This is a genomic window from Hyphomicrobium sp. MC8b (genome assembly GCF_905067615.1).
Taxonomy (GTDB): domain Bacteria; phylum Pseudomonadota; class Alphaproteobacteria; order Rhizobiales; family Hyphomicrobiaceae; genus Hyphomicrobium_B.
The window spans coordinates 94854-112723 of record NZ_LR898465.1; the positions used below are offsets into that span (position 1 = coordinate 94854).

Consider the following 17870-nt stretch of genomic DNA (forward strand, 5'->3'; position numbering starts at 1 on the left):
AGCTGAAAGCGTTGCGTTTTATGCTGCCTTTTTCGGCAGCAGGCGCTGGTTGATGATCGCCTCGGCGATCTGCACCGCATTGAGAGCCGCGCCCTTCAGCAGGTTGTCCGAGACAATCCACATCGTCAGGCCGTTCTCGACGGTCGCGTCCTCGCGGATACGCGAGACGAAGGTCGCGTATTCGCCGGCGGCTTCGACGGGCGTGATGTAGCCGCCCGGCTCGCGCTTATCGATGACCATGATGCCGGGTGACGCGCGTAGGATATCGCGGGCTTCTTCGGGGCTGATCGGCTTTTCGAACTCGATGTTGACGGCTTCGGAGTGGCCGACGAACACCGGCACGCGCACGCACGTCGCCGTCAGCTTGATCTTGGGATCCAAGATCTTCTTGGTCTCGGCCAACATCTTCCATTCCTCTTTCGTGTAGCCGTCTTCCATGAAGACGTCGATGTGAGGAATGCAGTTGAACGCGATCTGCTTCGGAAACTTCTTCGGGTCGACTTCCTGGCCCGGAACGTACTTGCCCTTGGTCTGCTGCCAGAGCTCGTCCATGGCGTCCTTGCCCGCGCCGGAGACCGACTGATAGGTCGAGACGATGACGCGCTTAATCGTTGCCGCGTCATGCAGCGGCTTCAGCGCGACGACAAGCTGAGCCGTAGAGCAGTTTGGATTGGCGATGATGTTCTTCTTCGTGAAGCCACGGATGGCGTCAGCGTTCACTTCCGGCACGATCAGCGGCACGTCCTGGTCATAGCGCCAGCACGATGAGTTATCGATGACGATCGCGCCCTGCGCGCCGATACGCGGCGACCATTCCTTCGAGACGGTCGAACCCGCGGACATCAGGCAGAAGTCGACGCCGGAGAAGTCGAACGTTTCAAGGTCGCGGCATTTGATGACGGAATCGCCGAAGGAAACCTCCGTGCCGATCGAGCGGCGGGAGGCCAAGGCGTAAAGCTCACTGATCGGAAACTTCCGCTCGGCGAGCACATTCAGCATCTCGCGGCCTACGTTGCCGGTTGCGCCGACAATGGCGACCTTATAGCCCATGACGGTTATGTCCTTGAAATCTATGTGTTTTGCGTTGAGCGTCAGCGACGACGCAACGCCCGTTTGCTGGCCGTTCACATACGCGGCCCGCGCCGGAGTTTCAAGGACTGTCAAGGCCGTCGGCGTCGCGGCCTCAAATCAGCGTTGCGCCTCGTGCGTGACGGGCACCGCGTCGGTCGTCTCGAAGAGCTGCGCCGCGGTGATCGGGACATCGGAAACCAATTCGATCCCGCCGTGCTCGTCCGCAAGGATGGTTCGAAATTCATCGGCGCCGACTTGGTAGCGGGCCCGCAGTCTCACGGCAGGTGCCACGACGTAAGACCCAAGCTGGGCCGACGCCGTTTTGCCCACAACATAAACAAGAGAGATCTCGCGAACTTCGAGGTCGTCTTGTTTGTTGTCGAAAGCAGCAAGCTGCTTGGCCAAGGCCTTGCTGAGCATGTCCGGAGCGAAGATCAGCAATGAGTGGCGATGCGTGTTCGACTCGTTCGCGCTTGCGGGCTGAGCGATTGCCGCGTCGAAGATGTTCACCAGGGCCGGATTAAGAACTGCGTAACCAAACAAAGACAAAAGAATAAATGGAAATTTCTTGAATATTCGCATGCGCCGTCCCCAGAGAATCAGCCCACGTCGTATTCATCTGAGGCAATTTGTCGGAGCATGTGAATGTCATAATTCCATGACCAACTTGTTTTCTGTTGAATTCTCGGGGCGGAGAAGAGCGCGGTGAAGACGTTAAAGCCGTTGGCAGCCTTGGTTTTTGGACTATTTGGCGTCTGCGCGCCGATGACCATGACGTCGGCGTTCGCTATCAGCGCGTGGCTTTCTGATGCCGAGCTGCAACGCTTTTCCAACGCGACGATCGATGGCCGCTATGCCAACGGCAAGCCGTTCACCGAGCATTACGGCAGCGACGGGCGGCTGCATTACGTCGAGCACGGGATGACGCTCGGCGGCCATTGGTCGATCACGCAAGGCTCGCTCTGCACGATCTACGATTATGACGAGACAGGCGGGTGCTATCGCGTGATGCGCGTCGATACGAACTGCTACGAGTTCTATTTCATCTCACGGACGGAAGCGACGGTTCCGCGGTCGGAAGACGGCAAGCCGCGCTGGACGGCACGCGGGGCGATCCAAGGGCAAGCCAGCGCCTGCCGCGACGAGCCTGCTGTTTGATTGCGCATTGCGACTTCGCTCCGCGAAGCCGGCCGTAGTTTTCCTGGCGCTTGGCGACTCTCCTTCGTCGAGCCGGCCGCCAAGCGCGGACGTAAGTCTGGTTACGCCGCCAAAGCTTTGAGTTCGGTTTCGATGGCCTGGCCCATCTCCGTCGTGCCGACTTTGGTCATGCCGGGCTGCATGATGTCGCCGGTGCGCAGGCCCTTATCGAGGACCTTCGAGATCGCTTTCTCGACGAGGTCGGCTTCGGCACCGAGATCGAAGGAATAGCGCAGCGCCATGGCGAACGATGCGATCGTGGCGATCGGATTGGCGAGGCCTTGGCCGGCGATGTCGGGAGCCGAACCGTGCACCGGCTCGTAAAGCGCTTTGCGGCGTCCGGTCGTTGCGTCGGGGGCGCCGAGCGATGCTGACGGCAGCATGCCGAGCGAGCCTGCCGCCATCGAAGCTTCGTCCGACAGGACGTCGCCGAACAGGTTGTCGGTGACGATGACGTCGAATTGCTTCGGATTGCGGATCAGCTGCATCGCACAGTTGTCGGCAAGAATGTGCTCAAGCTTCACGTCCGGCGCGTAGGACTTATGAACCTCGGTCGTGACCTCTTTCCAGAGCACGCCCGTGCGCATGACGTTGTGCTTCTCGGCCGAGTGAACGAGGTTGCGGCGCCTCTTGGCGAGGTCGAAAGCGACCTTGGTGATGCGTTCGATTTCGTGTGTCGTGTAAACTTGCGTGTCGACAGCGCGCTTCTCGCCGTTCTCAAGCGTGACGATTTCCTTCGGCTCGCCGAAGTAGACGCCGCCCGTCAGCTCACGCACGATCATAATGTCGAGGCCTTCGACCAGCTCGCGCTTCAGGCTCGAGGCATCGGCCAGCGCGGGGTAGCAGATTGCCGGGCGCAGGTTGGCGAAGAGGTCGAGATCCTTGCGCAGGCGGAGCAAGCCGGCTTCCGGGCGGTGCTTGTAGGGAACGTTCGCCCACTTCGGGCCGCCGACGGCGCCGAAGATCACTGCGTCGGCCTTCTTGGCCTTCGCCATCGCGTCCTCGGTGATGGCGACACCGTGAGCATCGTAGGCCGCGCCGCCGACGAGATCGCGTTCGATATCGAAATGGACGGCGTTGCTCCGGGCATTGAAGAACGCGATGAGCCGCTCGACCTCTGCAATCGTTTCGACGCCAATGCCGTCGCCGGGAAGGAGCAGGAGGGTGTGCGTCGTCATCGGTTAACAGTCCTTAGCCAAGGGATGAGGGAATTCGGTGGGGGGAGTGCTAGCGTTTGCACCGTCGCCGGGCAAGCACCCGGCGGCGAAAAACGCCACTTTGGCGCAGAGAGTGCTATGCAACCGATAGGGCGCCCCCGGCAGGCGGGGCCACGGCCGCTTAGGACATGAACGCGGGTAGCGTGAAGGCGAGCGTAAAGCCACCGAACGTCAGCACGGCACCGACAATGCCCATCGCGAAGCTGACGAAGAGCAGCATGTTGCCGCCCGAGATCAGAGCGACGGACGCCAGCACGATCGCGATCTGCAGAAGCGCCTGGGCAAAATCGAAATAGGGATCTTTCTTCAGCGCTTCGTCGCGGATCGCTTCGAGGCCCTTACCCGTTGTGAAGAGTTCGTCGAGGCCTTCGCCGCTCTTGGGATCGGTGGTTAGCAGCTTGTCCTGCGCCTTGTAGTCGGCGATTTTCATTTCGATGAATTTCTTCGCGTCGTCCGGCATGGTCGGCGACATTTTCAGCATCGCCTCATATTCTTCGGCGTGAAGGCGGAGCGCCTGCCGTCGCGCGTTTTTCGCCTGGAAAAAGGCCCAGGTGTTGGAGGCTGCGATATTTTCCTGAAGTGCGTCCTGCTCGGCGTTGCTGCCTCCGAGGCTGCAAATCGCAAGGACGACGGCGAGAATGCCGACGTAGACGCCAATGAGCTTGTCGCGCGACTTCATGTTCTCGCGCTCAACCGCAAGTTCTTCCAACGCCATGTGAAGTCCCCCAACTGAAACAGTACGTCGTCAGACGATACGGTCTTCGGGTGGCGCGGCAAGGGATCGTGCGGGCAACAGGTCTTTGCGATCGATGGCGCGGCCGTCCGCGCCAAGCCGATACAGAATGGGCGCGCCGGTCGCAAGCTCCCGCTCAAGGATTTCATCCTTGTCGAGGTTTTCGAGGATCATCACCAGAGAGCGCAGGGAATTACCGTGCGCTGCAATAATGACGTTCTTGCTGGCGGTGATCTGGGGCCAAATGGCTTTGTCATAATAAGGACGCACGCGGGCCAGCGTGTCCTTCAGGCTTTCGCCACCGGGAGGAGCGATATCGTAGGAGCGCCGCCAGAGCTGCACCTGCGCTTCGCCCCATTTCTTGCGGGCCTCGTCCTTGTTGAGACCTGAGAGCTCGCCATAGTCGCGCTCGTTGAGGGCGGCGTCCTTGATGATCGGGACGTCGGGCTGGCCGAGTTCGGACAGAATGATATCGAGCGTTCGCTGGGCGCGCTTCAACGCGCTCGTGAAGGCGATGTCGAACTTGACGCGATGATCGCGGATCATACGCCCCGCGACGCGGGCTTCGATCACGCCCTTTTCGGTCAAGTCGGGATTGCGCCAGCCGGTGAAGAGATTGAGTTTGTTCCACTCGCTCTCGCCGTGCCGTACGAGTACCAGAATGTTGTCCGTCAGAGCGTCTGTCATGTCTTCGGTCTAGGGGCCTCCAGCCGCGCTTACGGCAATAGCTTAAAGCGCAATTCCTAATACGTCGGTCATACCATAAAGACCTGGTGTACGGCCTTTTGTCCAAAGCGCGGCCTTGACCGCACCGCGGGCAAAAATTCCTCGGTCGGTTGCGCTGTGGGTTAGCTCGATGCGTTCACCCTCGCCTGCGAATATCACCGTATGCTCACCGACGACGGTGCCGCCGCGTAACGTGGCGAAACCGATATCGTCTTTCCGGCGCGGACCCGTCACGCCATCACGGACGCGAACGGAATGCGCGCCGAGGTCGAGGCCTCGGCCGGCGGCTGCGGCTTCTCCCAGCATCAAGGCCGTTCCCGAAGGGGCATCGACCTTCATGCGATGATGCATTTCAACAATTTCGATGTCGAAGTCGTTCCCGAGCGCGGCTGCGGCCTGACGCGTCAAGGCCATAAGCAGATTGACGCCAAGGCTCATATTGCCAGCCTTGACGATGGCCGTTTCCTTGGCTGCGGCCGCAATCGCGGCTTCGGCGGCGGCATCGAAACCTGTGGTGCCGATAATGGCGGCCGTTTTTGATTTGGCAGCGAGACGCGCAAACTCAACGCTTGCCTTGGGAACCGTAAAATCAACGATGGCGTCGGAAGCGGCGATGACAGCGGCAGCATCGTCGCTGACAGCCAGGCCGATGGGCTCAAGGCCGGCGAGCGTGCCGATATCCTTGCCCAGAACTGCAGAGCCTGCCGTTTCGGTCGCGCCGCTGATCGTGCAGCTGGGTTCAGCTGCAATCGCGCGTATCAGTTCGCGGCCCATACGGCCGGCCGCGCCCATGACGGCGATCTTCATATCATCTCCGGTTCGCTCGGCGATTGCCATTCGGCGGGCCGATATAGCAATGCCGTTACGCGAGCGTAAAGAGGACAGCTCCGAAAATCGCCGCCACGCCGTTTAAAACGCCTGTTTGGTTGACTTCGGTCAAAAGTCAGGCCGGGGTCTTGGCTCGCTCAAGCGCTTTGAGGATAAGGTCATGTGCCTCATCAACATGGCCCCAATGGTCGATCTTGACCCATTTGCCGGGTTCCAGATCTTTGTAGTGAGCGAAAAAGTGCTCGATCTGCTCGACCGAGATTTTCGGCAGATCGGTATAGGTTTTGACCGAGTCGTAGCGTTTCGTGAGCTTGGTGGACGGTACGGCAATGATCTTTTCATCGGCGCCGCCGTCGTCTTCCATCACAAGTACGCCGACTGGGCGGCAATTGATTACCGCGCCGGGAACGATCGCGCGCGTGTTGCAGACGAGAACGTCGATCGGGTCGCCGTCAGAGGACAGCGTATGGGGAACGAAGCCATAGTTCCCGGGATAGCGCATCGCCGTATAGAGGAAGCGATCGACGACGAGAGCGCCTGAGGCTTTATCCATTTCGTATTTGATCGGCTCGCCGCCGACGGGAACTTCAATCACGACGTTGATATCGTCGGGCGGGTTTTTACCGGGCTTGATAGCGTCGAGACGCATGGGAGATGACCTCAAATCAAATCATTCGGTTCGGGGGCCACACTTGCCGGGAAAGCCTGGGCCGCACAACCGCTCATAGGTCGCACATCGGCGCAGAAAAAGTAAAAAATGCGGCGCTGTCGGAGCGAAATCGGAAATTTAGCCGGCTACCACTCGAAGGCGATCCGGGTGCTTAATACTTTACCAAACCGGACGCAGGAACGGCGCGTCGCCCGCCCGCCGCAGCGGCGATAGAAAGTGCAGGCTCTTTCGTTGCCTTCCAGCGCCCAGACGATCAGCCGTTCGAGGTCGAGGGAGTCGAGCGTGGAGCGGCAGGCTTCAAACAAATGCTCGCCCAGTCCCAGGCCCTGGTAGACCGGCGCGAGATAAAGCTCATAGATTTCGCCGACGTCGCGGCCGCCGCCGCGGGCCCGGCCGCATGTGGCATAGCCAGCAACCATTTCGCCGTGCAGGATGACAAGCAGATTGCGTTCGGAGGAAATGGCGCGCCGCCACCATATGGCGTCACGGCGCAAGATCTCACGTTCGAGATAAAGGGCAGGGAGAATGCCGGTGTAGGCGAGGCGCCAGGAGTCACGAAATATCGTGGCGAGCGCGGCGGCATCGGCGGGCCGGGCGTTGCGGACAGAAACCTCAAGCCTCTGGTTCAGCATACGGACACTCTAACTCCAAGTTGGAGAAAAGGCATCACGTCTCGATGCATATCGTGAAAATAAAAAAGACGCGGAGAGCAATCTCCGCGTCTGATGTATGAATTACGTGCCCCACTCGACGCTTGCTTTAAGCAATGCATCGTATTCGCATCGGCGTGACCGTTAGCCGACGGTCTTGAACTGCTCGAACGACTTCGTCGTTGCAGCGCCGACTGTTTCGAGTGCCTGCTTCGTGACCTTGCTCGAGAGCTCGAAGAGCTCTTTCGACTGCGAGCCAGCGACAGCAAACTGCTGCTGCCAGTAGTTGGCCTGCAGGCGAGCGATCTCCGGGAAGGTGCGCGCTCGTGCCATCGCCTGAGCCGCTTCGAAAGCTGCTTCAGTATTGGCGAGCGTGTTGGCGACGATCTTTTCGCCGATCGACTTGGCGCCGGCCTGAGTCGTCAGCATCACTTCTTCAGCGACCTTGGCGTTGTCTTTGGCCATGGCGGTGAACTTGTGATAGGCGTCACGCGATTTCGCGATGGCGTCTTCAGCGAACGCAGAGATGTTCTCGGGGACCTTAGCGTCCTTGCCGGCGGTAAACATCTCTTGGGCTTGTTTGGTGAAGTCCTGGACTTGACGAGTAAAAGCGTCGGTCATGGGGTCACTCCTAAAAAGAGCAATATCGGCTGAGCGTGAATTTGAAATCTGCTGTCTGGCGCCCGACGGCAAAACCAGTGGTGAATATATATGCAAATGCATTGTGCGTTGCAACAAGTTTTTGCCGCGCACCTGGGAAATGGGGTTTTGAGACTCGCAAATCGCGTCCTTATGCCTCAAATATGTCCGTACACTGACCCGGCCGGGCAGGGGGAGCCCTATCCTTTTGTTCGCACTTGCGAAATGATGTTTTTTCGCCGCGCCCCGGGCTGATCAAAGTTTTGAAAAAACATCGCGGTAACCGACCGCGCTCGGATCGAACATTATGTCGCGGCGGGTGAGCGGGCGGGCGAGTACGAGGCCCTCGAGCGTCCGGCAGCGGGACAGCGCGACGTAGGTTTGGCCGTGGGCAAACGTCCCCGAACCCAGATCGATATACACCTTATCGAGGGTCAGGCCTTGGGCCTTATGGATCGTCAACGCCCAGGCGAGGCGGAGCGGGAACTGCTTAAACGTTCCGGCGATGGTTTCGACGATCTTTTCCTGCGACTGATCGAAAGCGTATCGGCGGTGTTCCCAGGCGACCTGCTCGACCTCGTATTCTTTGCCGGACACTTCGATGAAGATCTGCTTCTCCGTCAGGCGCGAGACGCGGGCGATGGTGCCGTTGACCCAGCGGCGGTCCGGATCGTTGCGCAACATCATGACCTTTGCGCCGGCCTTTAGCTCAAGGGCGGTTTCGGCGGGCTGGACGTTTGCTGCGAACTCGCCGGTGATGTTGGCGTCGAAACGGTTGGCGCGGCCGGGAAGGGCCTCGAGATAGGCGGTGTTGATGCGTTTTGCGGCGGCGTTCGTCGTCGTCAGTATGACGAAAGGTTCGCCTTCCGACAGGGTGCGAATAGGGCTCACGCGCTTATTGATGAAAGCGAGATCGTCGTCGCTGACGTTGCCCTCGCGGACGGCATTCAGGACGTGGATCAAGGCGTCATCTGTCTGGCGGAAGATCTGCTCCAGTTCGAGGAGCGCAGTGCCCGCGCCTTCGCGAAGGGCCGGGATTGAGAAGAAGAATGGGCTGCCATGTTCTTCAGTCAAATGGGCGAGGACTTCGCGTTCCTGGACGACGGGTGGCAGCTGATGCAGGTCAGCAAATAACAACAGGCGTGCGCCACCAAACGGTTCGCGCGGGCGCCCGCGGTTGACGCGCAGCGCTTTGTCGATCGCCCACATCATGTCCGAGCGCACCATCGAGGCTTCGTCGATGACGACGAAATCGAGCTTGCGCATGACGCGGCCGTTACGGCTGCGCTTGATGTCGTTGTCCTGGATGAGTCTCGGCGGAAAACCGAAAAAAGAATGGATCGTCTGGCCGCCGATGTTGATGGCTGCGAGGCCGGTCGGCGCTAAGACGACCATGCGATCCTCGTAGGCATCGCGCAGGGCTTTCAGCAGCGTCGACTTGCCGGTTCCGGCACGGCCGGTGACGAAGAGGTTGCCGCTATTTTCTTCGGCGATGAAGGCCGCGGCGCGTTCGAACGCCGGCGTCGGCGTGATACCGTCAGGCCAAGCAATCACGACCGCCCTCGCAGCGACGGGGTCTTGTTATCAGTTATTGAAGATTGGAGCATTCTGAGCGTGTTCCGCCACGGGCCTAGCGCACGAAGATTTGAGACCCAAAGGAAGAGAAATCAAAGGCGGTCACTCAAGTCAAATTGTGGGTGCTGTTGGAAATCGGTTGGTCATAGAACGCAGACGGCCCCACCGGCCGTCCGCGCCGAAATCTCGACCTTGAATCAGTCGGCGGTCATGTTGAGGAGCTTGAAGTCCTTGTCGAACTTCAGGTCGTAAGCACCGTTCTTGCACTTGGCGTCATCAAGCTCGAAGACGCCGGTGCCTTCCGTTTCCTTTTCCCACTTGCCGCCTTCGCAGCCCACAGCAGAGGCCGCGGCCGTCGCGCTCTTCATTTCCTCCTCGGTGAGGGGCGTGTCTGCGAAGGCCGGCATGGACATCGCGAACACCGCACCAGCAACGATGGCGAAACGTTTCATCAGGTCTCTCTCCTATGACATGGTCTCAACCATGATCATTTGTGGCGGAAATTGACCCGTTCAACCCGGGAGTTTTTCCCCGGGCATCAATTTACGCAAATGAACACGCGTTATCGTCAGCCCGCGCGTTCCGCTTCGCTCTTGCGGCTCTGACGCTTGCGCTCGTTGGGATCGAGCCAGCGCTTGCGCAGGCGGATGTTCTTCGGCGTCACCTCAACCAACTCTTCGTCGGTGATGTAGCTCATCGCCTTTTCGAGGGTCAGGCGCATCGGCGGCGTCAGCAGCACGGCGTCGTCCTTGCCGGACGCACGGACGTTGGTCAGCTTCTTGCCCTTGATGACGTTCACTTCGAGATCGTTGTCGCGCGAATGCTCGCCGACGATCATGCCTTCGTAAACGCGGTCCTGCGGATTGATCATGAAGGGGCCGCGATCCTGAAGATTGAAGATCGCGTAAGCCACCGCTTCGCCCGGACTGTTCGAGATCAGAACGCCTGTGCGGCGTCCCGCGATCTCACCCTTGAACGGTTTATAGGAGTGGAACAGCTTGTTCATAATGCCGGTGCCGCGCGTGTCGGAGAGCAGCTCCGCCTGATAGCCAAGGAGGCCACGCGTCGGGACGTGGAACACCATGCGCGTGCGCCCGCCGCCCGAGGGGCGCATTTCCAAAAGGTCGCCCTTGCGTTCCGACAGCTTCTGCACGACGACGCCGGTGTAGTCGTCGTCGACGTCGATGATGACTTCTTCGATCGGCTCCAAGCGCTGGCCGGTCTCGGCGTCGGTCTCGAATACGACCTTCGGACGTGACACGGTCAACTCGAAGCCTTCGCGGCGCATATTCTCGATCAGGATCGCGAGCTGAAGTTCGCCGCGGCCCGAGACCGAGAAGCTATCGCGATCTTCGTTTTCGACAACGCGGATGGCGATGTTGCGCTCAGCTTCCTTCAGCAGACGATCGCGAATAACGCGGCTTTGGACCTTGTCGCCTTCCTGACCTGCGAACGGGCCGTCGTTGATGCGGAAGTTCATTGACAGCGTCGGCGGATCGACCGGCTGAGCCGGCAACGGATTTTCAACCGAAGGATCGGCAAGCGTATCGGCAACGTTGGCTTCGCTCATACCGGCGAGGGCGATGATGTCACCGGCGCTCGCCTGCTCAACCGGCACGCGCTCGAGGCCGTGGAAGGCGAGGACCTTTTGCACGCGGAACGTCTCGAGGACTTTGCCGTCGCGGTCCATCGCTTTGAGCTGCTGGTTCGGCTTGACGGTTCCTGACGTGATGCGGCCGGTCAAAATACGGCCGAGGAACGGATCGGCGTCCAGCGTCGTCGCGAGCATGGAGAAGGGGCCGTCATTGACCTCCGGCGGCGGCACGTGTTCCAGGATCAGGTCGAACATCGGCGCCAGATTTTCTGCCGGGCCCGACGGATCACGGGCCATCCAGCCGTTGCGGCCGGACCCATAGAGAACCGGAAAATCGAGCTGCTCATCGGTCGCGTCGAGATTGGCAAAGAGATCGAAGACGTCATTCAAGACCTCGACGTGGCGTTCGTCCGGGCGGTCGATCTTGTTGATCGCGACGATCGGGCGGATGCCACGCTTCAGGGCTTTGGAAACGACGAACTTGGTTTGCGGGAGCGGACCTTCAGAGGCGTCGACCAGAACGACGACGCCGTCGACCATGTTCAGAATGCGCTCGACCTCACCGCCGAAGTCGGCGTGGCCTGGCGTATCGACGATATTGATGCGCGTGCCTTTCCATTCGACGCTTGTGCACTTGGCGAGAATGGTGATGCCGCGTTCGCGCTCGATGTCGTTGGAATCCATCGCGCGTTCGGCGACTTTCTGGTTGTCGCGGAAGGAGCCGGACTGCTTCAGAAGCTCGTCGACGAGGGTCGTTTTGCCATGGTCGACGTGCGCGATGATCGCGATATTGCGAAGGGCCATTTGGAACCTGAGGTTATGGGAAGCGCCGCGGGCCGTGCCACTGCGGCGCAATATTGGCCTCGCACCTAGCATGACGGGGCAGGGCAGGGCTAGGGCGGCACGCAATAAGTTGGGTGCGGCTTAACAGTCAAACAAGGGATCCGGTGCGGGATTTGGCATGGAATTTGTTTTGGCGAGACGGGAAAGGGTGCGGGCCGGTCATCGGCTCGGCGTGGTGCGGCCTTCGCCGCCCGTTTCTTCCTGGTCGCGGAGCTTCGCCAAAAAGGTGTCAATGTCGGGCCGGGGCGAGGGCTCGCGGCCGAGCTTTTTGCGTTGATACTCTTCCATGACGCGGGCCGAGACTGCGGCGCCGGGCGTCTTAAGGCGGCGGCTGCCGGCGACCAGCAGCGGATGCTGCGGCTCTTCCAGGTCGAGCTCTTCGAGGAAGGTTTCGCGCAGGGCATAGAACGCCTGCAGGATGGCATCGCGAACCAGGGCTTTTTTGTCTTTCGTGATGTCGTTTGCGACGCGCGGATCCAAGGTCTGCAGGGCGCGGCGCATGTCGTGCAGCGGCGCATACGGATAAAGGCCAACGAGCCCCTCCGTTTCACCGGCATTACGATAGACGATGCGCATGGTGTCGATGGTCTCGCTGACTTTGTAATAGGCGGCGAGGTAATCGTCGGTCGCGAGATAGGGCTTTTCGCAGGTCGACAGTAGGACGGATTTGGTGCGCACGATGTTGCGCCATTCCTCTTCCAGGCTTTCGACGAAGTTTGAGCGCTTCTGGTAGATGTTCGAAATATAGGCGACGCCGCCCGTCGCGATCAGCAACGACATATCGCGCATGAAGTCATAGAAGTTGTTGGCGGCGGATATGACGAACGGTGGGATACCGGGAATGTCGTTGGCGAATTTCGAGGCGAGCAAAAGAAGCAATACGAGCCCCAGCAGCCAATAGAGCCGCGCGAGTGTGCGGTTGACGGAGACGCGGGTCATCACTGGCTCCCGGCGAAGGGGTTAAAGTGGCCGCCAGATATGCACGGAGATAAGACGCTTTTGCAATCGTGGTGCTAGCGGTCTTCGGCGTCGGCGGGGCGTTTCAGAATAGCCCAGTTCATGATGGCGATCTGTGCGCCGATCAAAAGCAGGACCAGATTGTGATTGAAGCTGGCGTAAGCGGTGTAGGCGCTCCATAGTCCGACGGCGACACCAAGGAGCGCTATCGCGCGGATCGCGAACGTGCGGGACAAGACAGCGCCCAGGATGTCGCGATAAATCCGTCCGCCGTCGAGCGGGAATGCAGGCAGCAGGTTGAACACCAGCATTGCGAGATTGATGCGCGCCAGCATGAAAGCGGCATAAATGGCCCATGGATTGTTCGCAAGCCAGGGCATCGGATCAATCGGACCAAATTGACCGGTGATGCCGATTTGAGGCTGGCCGAGCACGTGCCAGCACAGCAGGAAAAGCAGCCCATTGGTCAGCGGCCCGGCGAACAGGATCAGAATGTTGGCGAGCGTGGAGGGTGCAGCTTGCAGCATCCGCGCGTAGCCGTAGAAGCCGCCAACCAGAATTTCGCCGACGGGTACGCGGAAGAGGCGCGCGATCGTTGCGTGGCCAAGCTCGTGCAGCAGCACGGACAGAAAGACGCCGATCGTCAGGATCACGAAGGTGTTGGGCGAACTCAGAAGGACATTCCATAAAAAGATCGGCACCAGAATGAAGGTGATGTCGATCTTGATTGGGATGCCGCCGAGCCGGAACAGTTCCAGTCTCGGGGTGTCGCTAAGAAAATTCATAATGGTCCGCCGGAATGCAGAATTGGGTGTTGAAGCCGACAAGCGGCTTCACGCTATTCGGCCTGACGGATCGTGAATTTGATCGCATCTTTCTTGACGTTGCTGATCTCGACGGTGAACGGACCGGGATCGAGATTGAAGCGCACGCTTTTGCGAACGCCGTCACAGTCGGTCTTGCCGCTATGCGCCGTCGGCTTCAGGGCCTTACCGTCCTGAATGACGTCGATCCAGGCGGGAGCGTCCAAAGAAAACTGATAGGCGCCGGGCGCGCTGCTCGGACTGTCGAACGCGATGATGCCGCCATAAGCCTCGCCGTGTGGTTTCAGGCGGCCCGTCGGCGCGACGGGAAACGAGACGGCGCTCATCGGTTCGAGCGCCAGCTTCACAGCCTTTTCCGGAGGCGAAGGCAGCTTGCCGCCTGAAGTGACATCCTGGCTTTCCGACTTCATCCATTTGAGTTCGGTCGTGATGGGCCACGTGAAGCTGTTGCAGCCGCCTGTCTCTGCTGCGAACGCTGAAGCAGAGGTCGCCACCACAACGACGCCAACCATTGCCGAAAGAAGATGGATCTTTTTCATATCATTCGACCGCGATCATCACGTCGGATGATTTGATGACGGCTGATGCAGACATGCCCTTGACCAGACCGAGATCGTCGACGGACTCATTGGTAATCGACGCCGTCACGATTGTGCCACCGATGTCGATGCGGACGTGCGCCGTTGTTACTCCCTTGGTGACCTCGACGATCTTTCCCTTAAGCACGTTTCTGGCACTGATCTTCATGCGGCACTCCTGATGTCGCTGGGTAATCAGATGATACTCTTAGCATAGAGATCGGTGCGCCGGTCGCGAAAGAATCCCCAGTCGGCGCGATAGCTCTCGATCAGATCTAGATCGAATGTGTGGACGAGCACGCCTTCATCGTCGGCATCGAACTTTTGAACCAGCTCACCGCGGTGGTCGCTGATGAATGAGTGGCCGTAGAATTTCTGCTTCACCCCGTCATTGTCTTCGAGACCGGTGCGATTGGCGGCAATGATCGGGACGGCATTCGACACGGCATGGCCCTGCATGGCGCGCTGCCACTGGAGATGAGTGTCGAGGCTCGAATCATAGGGTTCCGAGCCGATGGCGGTCGGGTAGAACAGAATTTCCGCGCCTTGAAGCACCATCGCGCGGGCGGTTTCGGGATACCACTGGTCCCAGCAGATGCCGACGCCGATTTTGCCAGCCTTCGTGTTCCACGCTTTGAAGCCGGTATCGCCGGGGCGGAAATAATATTTTTCCTGATAGCCTGGACCATCCGGAATGTGACTCTTGCGATAGACGCCGAGGATCTCGCCGTCGGCATCGGCAATGGCGATGCTGTTGTAATAGCGCGGGCCGTCCTTCTCGAAGAACGAGATCGGAATGACGACGTTCAGCGATTTTGCAAGCTCGCGGAGCCGCAACACCGCCGGATGCTCCATCAGCGGCCGTGCCGTCTCGAACCACTTCGGGTCCTGGCGCGTGCAGAAGTAGATGCCTTCGAACAGCTCCGACGGCAAAATCACTTCGGCACCGCGGCCAGCAGCCTCACGGACGAACGCTTCCGTCTTGGCGATGTTGGTTTCGAGGTCCGGACCGTAGGACGTTTGAATGCTCCCGACGGTGATCGAGCGTCGCGCCATCTACAGAGGCTCCTGTTGAGTGATGCAGTGAAAAGATCCGCCGCCGGCTTCGCCGCAGCCGAGCAGACCTCGGGACGATACGCCGACGACTGCACGCGTTGGGAAGACGGCTTGGAGCGCTGAAAGCGCGTCGGCTTCCGTAGCAGTCCCATAAATCGGAACGACGACAACGTCGTTGGCGATGAGGAAATTCATATGGGACGCAGGCGAGATTTCGCCAAGAGCATTGCGATAGAGTCCGACACCGGGGATGCGGACGACGTCGAGCTTGCGGCCCATCGCGTCCGTCGCCTTTTCAAGCGATGCGGCGATGGCGTTCAGGATTTCAGCGTTCGGATCGTCAGGCCCGGCGGGCGCCTGACAGACGACGCGGCCCGGTGCCACGAAGCGAGCGATGTTGTCGACGTGGCCGTCGGTGTGGTCGTTCTTCAGGCCTTCGTCGATCCAGATGACTTTCTTCGCGCCGAACGCGCGGGCAAGTTCGGCTTCGGCGGCCTCCTTGGTCCAGCCGTTGCGATTGGGGTTGAGCAAGGTCTGCTGTGTGGCGAGGATCGTGCCTTCGCCGTCGTGATCGACAGCACCGCCTTCGAGCACAAAATCGAAGCGTCGCACGGGAACGTCTGACAAGCGCGCCACGTCATCGCCGACGGTCGCATCGTCGGGCAGATCGTATTTGCCGCCCCAGCTGTTCGTCTTGAAGCGCAGCGCCACGCGGTCGTTGCCGAGTTGAGCGAAGATCGGGCCGGTGTCGCGTAGCCAGATATCGCCGTACTTCGCCGGGATCAGTTCGGCGGCATCACGAAGCGCGGCTTCCGCCGACGCCTTGGCTTCCTCGCCGTTGACGAGCAGCCGGACCTTGTTGCCGGCGAGGCTCAGGGCGCGAACGAGGGCAGCCACGTCGCGGCGCGGCGTTTCAAGATCGCCGTTCCACTCATCGGGATCGGCGGGCCACGCAGTCCAGATCGCTTTCTGGGGCGCCCATTCGGCAGGTGTCACCACCGGCAGGCCGTCGGCCGCGACTGTCATATTTCGGTCCTCGTCAATCACGTTGAGAGCGACATGCTCTCAGAAGCAGGCCATGTCGGGGATGGGGTCCGCCGCGTCAAGGGTGGAGATGCGGCAGGACCCAAAATTGCGGCCTTGGCGGCGAATTGTTTACCAATGGCTATGTTTTGGCGCGTCAAACGCCCCTGCTGAAGACCATCCCGAGCAGTCCGACGATGATAGCGGCCGGAATGACGACCAAGGCGATGGCGCCGATGGTCACCGCCACACCGAACATCACGAAGGCGATGACGCCGAACAGCAAGATTGCCGCCAGGAAGACGACGAGCTTGAAAAGCCACTCCCGCCACCCGGTCAGCACGGTCGTTTCGCCGTTTCTGGTGATGACGATCATGCGTGCCTCCAACCTAGGCGTGGTACCGATCAGCTATGGTCCTGGTTCCGCTTTCCGAGCGTGCGCAAGCGGAGCGCGTTGAGCTTGATAAAGCCTTCGGCGTCTTTCTGGTCATAGGCGCCCTTGTCGTCCTCGAAGGTGACGAGCGTCGGCGAATAGAGCGACTTGGCGCTTTCGCGGCCGACGGGGATGACGTTGCCCTTGTAGAGTTCGAGCGTCACTTCGCCTTCGACGTTTTCCTGGCTCTTGTCGATCAGCGCCTGAAGCATCTCGCGCTCGGGCGAGAACCAGAAGCCGTTATAGATCAGCTCGGCGTAGCGCGGCATGATCTCGTCTTTGAGGTGGGCTGCGCCGCGGTCGAGCGTCAGGCTTTCGATAGCGCGATGGGCGGCGAGCAAGATCGTACCGCCGGGTGTCTCGTAAACACCGCGCGACTTCATGCCGACGAAACGGTTTTCGACGAGGTCGATGCGGCCGATACCGTTGTCGCGGCCGAGATCGTTCAGGGCTTTCAGCAGCGTTGCGGGCGACAGCTTCTGGCCGTTGAGCGAAACCGCGTCGCCCTTCTCAAAGCCGATCTTGATGGTCGTGACTTTGTCGGGCGCGTCCATCGGCGAGATCGTGCGCTGATAGACAACTTCCGGCGGCTTCTTGGCGGGATCTTCGAGCACTTTGCCTTCGGACGAGGAGTGCAGAAGATTGGCGTCGACCGAGAACGGCGATTCCCCTTCCTTGTCCTTGGCGACCGGAATCTGATGCTCGCGCGCGAACTTCAGAAGCTCTTCGCGGCCTTTGAACGTCCACTCGCGCCACGGCGCGATGATCTTGATGCCGGGCTCAAGCGAATAATAGCCAAGCTCGAAGCGGACCTGATCGTTGCCCTTGCCGGTGGCGCCATGGCAGACGGCATCAGCGCCGACCTTGCGCGCGATTTCGATCTGCTTCTTGGCGATCAGCGGGCGCGCGATCGAGGTGCCCAGCAGATAGATGCCTTCGTAAACCGTGTTGGCGCGGAACATCGGGAAGACGTAGTCGCGGACGAATTCCTCGCGCAGATCTTCGACAAAAATGTTGTCCGGCTTGATGCCGAGCATCAGCGCCTTCTGGCGCGCGGGCTCCAGCTCTTCGCCCTGGCCGAGATCGGCCGTAAACGTCACGACTTCGGCGCCGTAGGTCTCTTGCAGCCATTTCAGGATGATGGAGGTGTCGAGGCCGCCCGAATAGGCGAGGACAACTTTTTTCACGGATTTGGTCGCGGCGCTCATGGACGGTATGGCTCTTTTGGCTCTTGAGATGGAATTGGGCGGGAAACG

General features: G+C 60.0%; 21 protein-coding genes. 1 reads left to right on the forward strand and 20 read right to left on the reverse strand.

The window, feature by feature from the left end:
• Nucleotides 1-18: 18 nt before the first annotated feature.
• Nucleotides 19-1050: an aspartate-semialdehyde dehydrogenase gene (locus tag ACLB1Z_RS00485; RefSeq protein ID WP_409563320.1), complete on the reverse strand. Its 1032-nt coding sequence runs from the start codon at nt 1048-1050 to the stop codon at nt 19-21.
• A 138-nt stretch (nt 1051-1188) separates the two neighbouring features.
• Nucleotides 1189-1653 carry a DUF4174 domain-containing protein gene (locus ACLB1Z_RS00490; protein ID WP_409561559.1) on the reverse strand — a complete coding sequence of 155 codons (465 nt, stop codon included), beginning with the start codon at nt 1651-1653 and terminating at the stop codon, nt 1189-1191.
• Nucleotides 1654-1776: 123 nt separating this feature from the next.
• Here ACLB1Z_RS00490 and ACLB1Z_RS00495 point away from each other — a divergent pair, with 123 nt between their 5' ends.
• Nucleotides 1777-2229, forward strand: coding sequence for a hypothetical protein (locus ACLB1Z_RS00495; RefSeq protein ID WP_409561560.1), 453 nt, complete (start codon nt 1777-1779; stop codon nt 2227-2229).
• Nucleotides 2230-2330: 101 nt separating this feature from the next.
• Here ACLB1Z_RS00495 and leuB read toward each other — a convergent pair whose 3' ends face one another.
• From leuB to ACLB1Z_RS00585, 18 genes are all read right to left on the reverse strand, one after another.
• Entirely contained in the window at nt 2331-3446 is a 1116-nt protein-coding gene (leuB, locus tag ACLB1Z_RS00500) for a 3-isopropylmalate dehydrogenase (protein ID WP_409561561.1), read from the reverse strand.
• 160 nt (nt 3447-3606) lie between these two features.
• Nucleotides 3607-4200, reverse strand: coding sequence for a DUF4337 domain-containing protein (locus ACLB1Z_RS00505; RefSeq protein ID WP_409561562.1), 594 nt, complete (start codon nt 4198-4200; stop codon nt 3607-3609).
• Nucleotides 4201-4230: 30 nt separating this feature from the next.
• Nucleotides 4231-4905 carry a 2,3-bisphosphoglycerate-dependent phosphoglycerate mutase gene (locus ACLB1Z_RS00510; RefSeq protein WP_013950233.1) on the reverse strand — a complete coding sequence of 225 codons (675 nt, stop codon included), beginning with the start codon at nt 4903-4905 and terminating at the stop codon, nt 4231-4233.
• A gap of 42 nt (nt 4906-4947) precedes the next feature.
• Nucleotides 4948-5751: a 4-hydroxy-tetrahydrodipicolinate reductase gene (gene dapB, locus ACLB1Z_RS00515; RefSeq protein WP_409561563.1), complete on the reverse strand. Its 804-nt coding sequence runs from the start codon at nt 5749-5751 to the stop codon at nt 4948-4950.
• A 136-nt stretch (nt 5752-5887) separates the two neighbouring features.
• Nucleotides 5888-6421 (reverse strand): inorganic diphosphatase, encoded by a 534-nt coding sequence (ppa, locus tag ACLB1Z_RS00520; protein ID WP_409561564.1) that lies wholly within the window; start codon nt 6419-6421, stop codon nt 5888-5890.
• 146 nt (nt 6422-6567) lie between these two features.
• On the reverse strand, nt 6568-7074 hold the full coding sequence (locus ACLB1Z_RS00525; protein ID WP_409561565.1) for an N-acetyltransferase family protein: 507 nt from the start codon (nt 7072-7074) through the stop codon (nt 6568-6570).
• 162 nt (nt 7075-7236) lie between these two features.
• Complete coding sequence (locus ACLB1Z_RS00530; RefSeq protein WP_013950237.1) at nt 7237-7713, reverse strand: phasin family protein; 477 nt, start codon at nt 7711-7713, stop codon at nt 7237-7239.
• Nucleotides 7714-7986: 273 nt separating this feature from the next.
• Nucleotides 7987-9285 (reverse strand): ATP-dependent RecD-like DNA helicase, encoded by a 1299-nt coding sequence (locus ACLB1Z_RS00535; RefSeq protein WP_013950238.1) that lies wholly within the window; start codon nt 9283-9285, stop codon nt 7987-7989.
• A 218-nt stretch (nt 9286-9503) separates the two neighbouring features.
• The gene (locus tag ACLB1Z_RS00540) at nt 9504-9758 is read right to left on the reverse strand and encodes a hypothetical protein (RefSeq protein ID WP_409561566.1); all 255 of its coding nucleotides are present in this window, start codon (nt 9756-9758) and stop codon (nt 9504-9506) included.
• Between the two features lie 116 nt (nt 9759-9874).
• Nucleotides 9875-11704 (reverse strand): translational GTPase TypA, encoded by a 1830-nt coding sequence (typA, locus tag ACLB1Z_RS00545; protein WP_409561567.1) that lies wholly within the window; start codon nt 11702-11704, stop codon nt 9875-9877.
• A gap of 198 nt (nt 11705-11902) precedes the next feature.
• Entirely contained in the window at nt 11903-12682 is a 780-nt protein-coding gene (locus ACLB1Z_RS00550) for a hypothetical protein (RefSeq protein ID WP_409561568.1), read from the reverse strand.
• A 74-nt stretch (nt 12683-12756) separates the two neighbouring features.
• Nucleotides 12757-13485: a site-2 protease family protein gene (locus ACLB1Z_RS00555; protein WP_409561569.1), complete on the reverse strand. Its 729-nt coding sequence runs from the start codon at nt 13483-13485 to the stop codon at nt 12757-12759.
• Nucleotides 13486-13538: 53 nt separating this feature from the next.
• Nucleotides 13539-14063, reverse strand: a complete 525-nt coding sequence (locus ACLB1Z_RS00560; protein ID WP_409561570.1) for a hypothetical protein — start codon at nt 14061-14063, stop codon at nt 13539-13541.
• Nucleotide 14064: 1 nt separating this feature from the next.
• Complete coding sequence (locus ACLB1Z_RS00565) at nt 14065-14271, reverse strand: molybdopterin-binding protein (RefSeq protein ID WP_409561571.1); 207 nt, start codon at nt 14269-14271, stop codon at nt 14065-14067.
• Between the two features lie 26 nt (nt 14272-14297).
• Entirely contained in the window at nt 14298-15158 is an 861-nt protein-coding gene (gene aguB / locus ACLB1Z_RS00570; RefSeq protein WP_409561572.1) for an N-carbamoylputrescine amidase, read from the reverse strand.
• Nucleotides 15159-16184, reverse strand: coding sequence for an agmatine deiminase family protein (locus ACLB1Z_RS00575; RefSeq protein ID WP_409561573.1), 1026 nt, complete (start codon nt 16182-16184; stop codon nt 15159-15161).
• Nucleotides 16185-16338: 154 nt separating this feature from the next.
• Nucleotides 16339-16557, reverse strand: coding sequence for a hypothetical protein (locus ACLB1Z_RS00580; protein ID WP_409561574.1), 219 nt, complete (start codon nt 16555-16557; stop codon nt 16339-16341).
• A 29-nt stretch (nt 16558-16586) separates the two neighbouring features.
• Nucleotides 16587-17822, reverse strand: a complete 1236-nt coding sequence (locus ACLB1Z_RS00585; RefSeq protein WP_409561575.1) for an argininosuccinate synthase — start codon at nt 17820-17822, stop codon at nt 16587-16589.
• Nucleotides 17823-17870 lie beyond the last annotated feature (48 nt).

Excerpts from the sequence above, each read along its gene's own strand:
- ACLB1Z_RS00485 (WP_409563320.1), bottom strand. The coding sequence starts at position 1,050 with ATGGGCTATAAGGTCGCCATTGTCGGCGCAACCGGCAACGTAGGCCGC.
- ACLB1Z_RS00490 (WP_409561559.1), bottom strand. The coding sequence starts at position 1,653 with ATGCGAATATTCAAGAAATTTCCATTTATTCTTTTGTCTTTGTTTGGT.
- leuB (WP_409561561.1), bottom strand. The coding sequence starts at position 3,446 with ATGACGACGCACACCCTCCTGCTCCTTCCCGGCGACGGCATTGGCGTC.
- ACLB1Z_RS00505 (WP_409561562.1), bottom strand. The coding sequence starts at position 4,200 with ATGGCGTTGGAAGAACTTGCGGTTGAGCGCGAGAACATGAAGTCGCGC.
- ACLB1Z_RS00510 (WP_013950233.1), bottom strand. The coding sequence starts at position 4,905 with ATGACAGACGCTCTGACGGACAACATTCTGGTACTCGTACGGCACGGC.
- dapB (WP_409561563.1), bottom strand. The coding sequence starts at position 5,751 with ATGAAGATCGCCGTCATGGGCGCGGCCGGCCGTATGGGCCGCGAACTG.
- ppa (WP_409561564.1), bottom strand. The coding sequence starts at position 6,421 with ATGCGTCTCGACGCTATCAAGCCCGGTAAAAACCCGCCCGACGATATC.
- ACLB1Z_RS00525 (WP_409561565.1), bottom strand. The coding sequence starts at position 7,074 with ATGCTGAACCAGAGGCTTGAGGTTTCTGTCCGCAACGCCCGGCCCGCC.
- ACLB1Z_RS00530 (WP_013950237.1), bottom strand. The coding sequence starts at position 7,713 with ATGACCGACGCTTTTACTCGTCAAGTCCAGGACTTCACCAAACAAGCC.
- ACLB1Z_RS00540 (WP_409561566.1), bottom strand. The coding sequence starts at position 9,758 with ATGAAACGTTTCGCCATCGTTGCTGGTGCGGTGTTCGCGATGTCCATG.
- typA (WP_409561567.1), bottom strand. The coding sequence starts at position 11,704 with ATGGCCCTTCGCAATATCGCGATCATCGCGCACGTCGACCATGGCAAA.
- ACLB1Z_RS00550 (WP_409561568.1), bottom strand. The coding sequence starts at position 12,682 with ATGACCCGCGTCTCCGTCAACCGCACACTCGCGCGGCTCTATTGGCTG.
- ACLB1Z_RS00555 (WP_409561569.1), bottom strand. The coding sequence starts at position 13,485 with ATGAATTTTCTTAGCGACACCCCGAGACTGGAACTGTTCCGGCTCGGC.
- ACLB1Z_RS00560 (WP_409561570.1), bottom strand. The coding sequence starts at position 14,063 with ATGAAAAAGATCCATCTTCTTTCGGCAATGGTTGGCGTCGTTGTGGTG.
- ACLB1Z_RS00565 (WP_409561571.1), bottom strand. The coding sequence starts at position 14,271 with ATGAAGATCAGTGCCAGAAACGTGCTTAAGGGAAAGATCGTCGAGGTC.
- aguB (WP_409561572.1), bottom strand. The coding sequence starts at position 15,158 with ATGGCGCGACGCTCGATCACCGTCGGGAGCATTCAAACGTCCTACGGT.
- ACLB1Z_RS00575 (WP_409561573.1), bottom strand. The coding sequence starts at position 16,184 with ATGACAGTCGCGGCCGACGGCCTGCCGGTGGTGACACCTGCCGAATGG.
- ACLB1Z_RS00580 (WP_409561574.1), bottom strand. The coding sequence starts at position 16,557 with ATGATCGTCATCACCAGAAACGGCGAAACGACCGTGCTGACCGGGTGG.
- ACLB1Z_RS00585 (WP_409561575.1), bottom strand. The coding sequence starts at position 17,822 with ATGAGCGCCGCGACCAAATCCGTGAAAAAAGTTGTCCTCGCCTATTCG.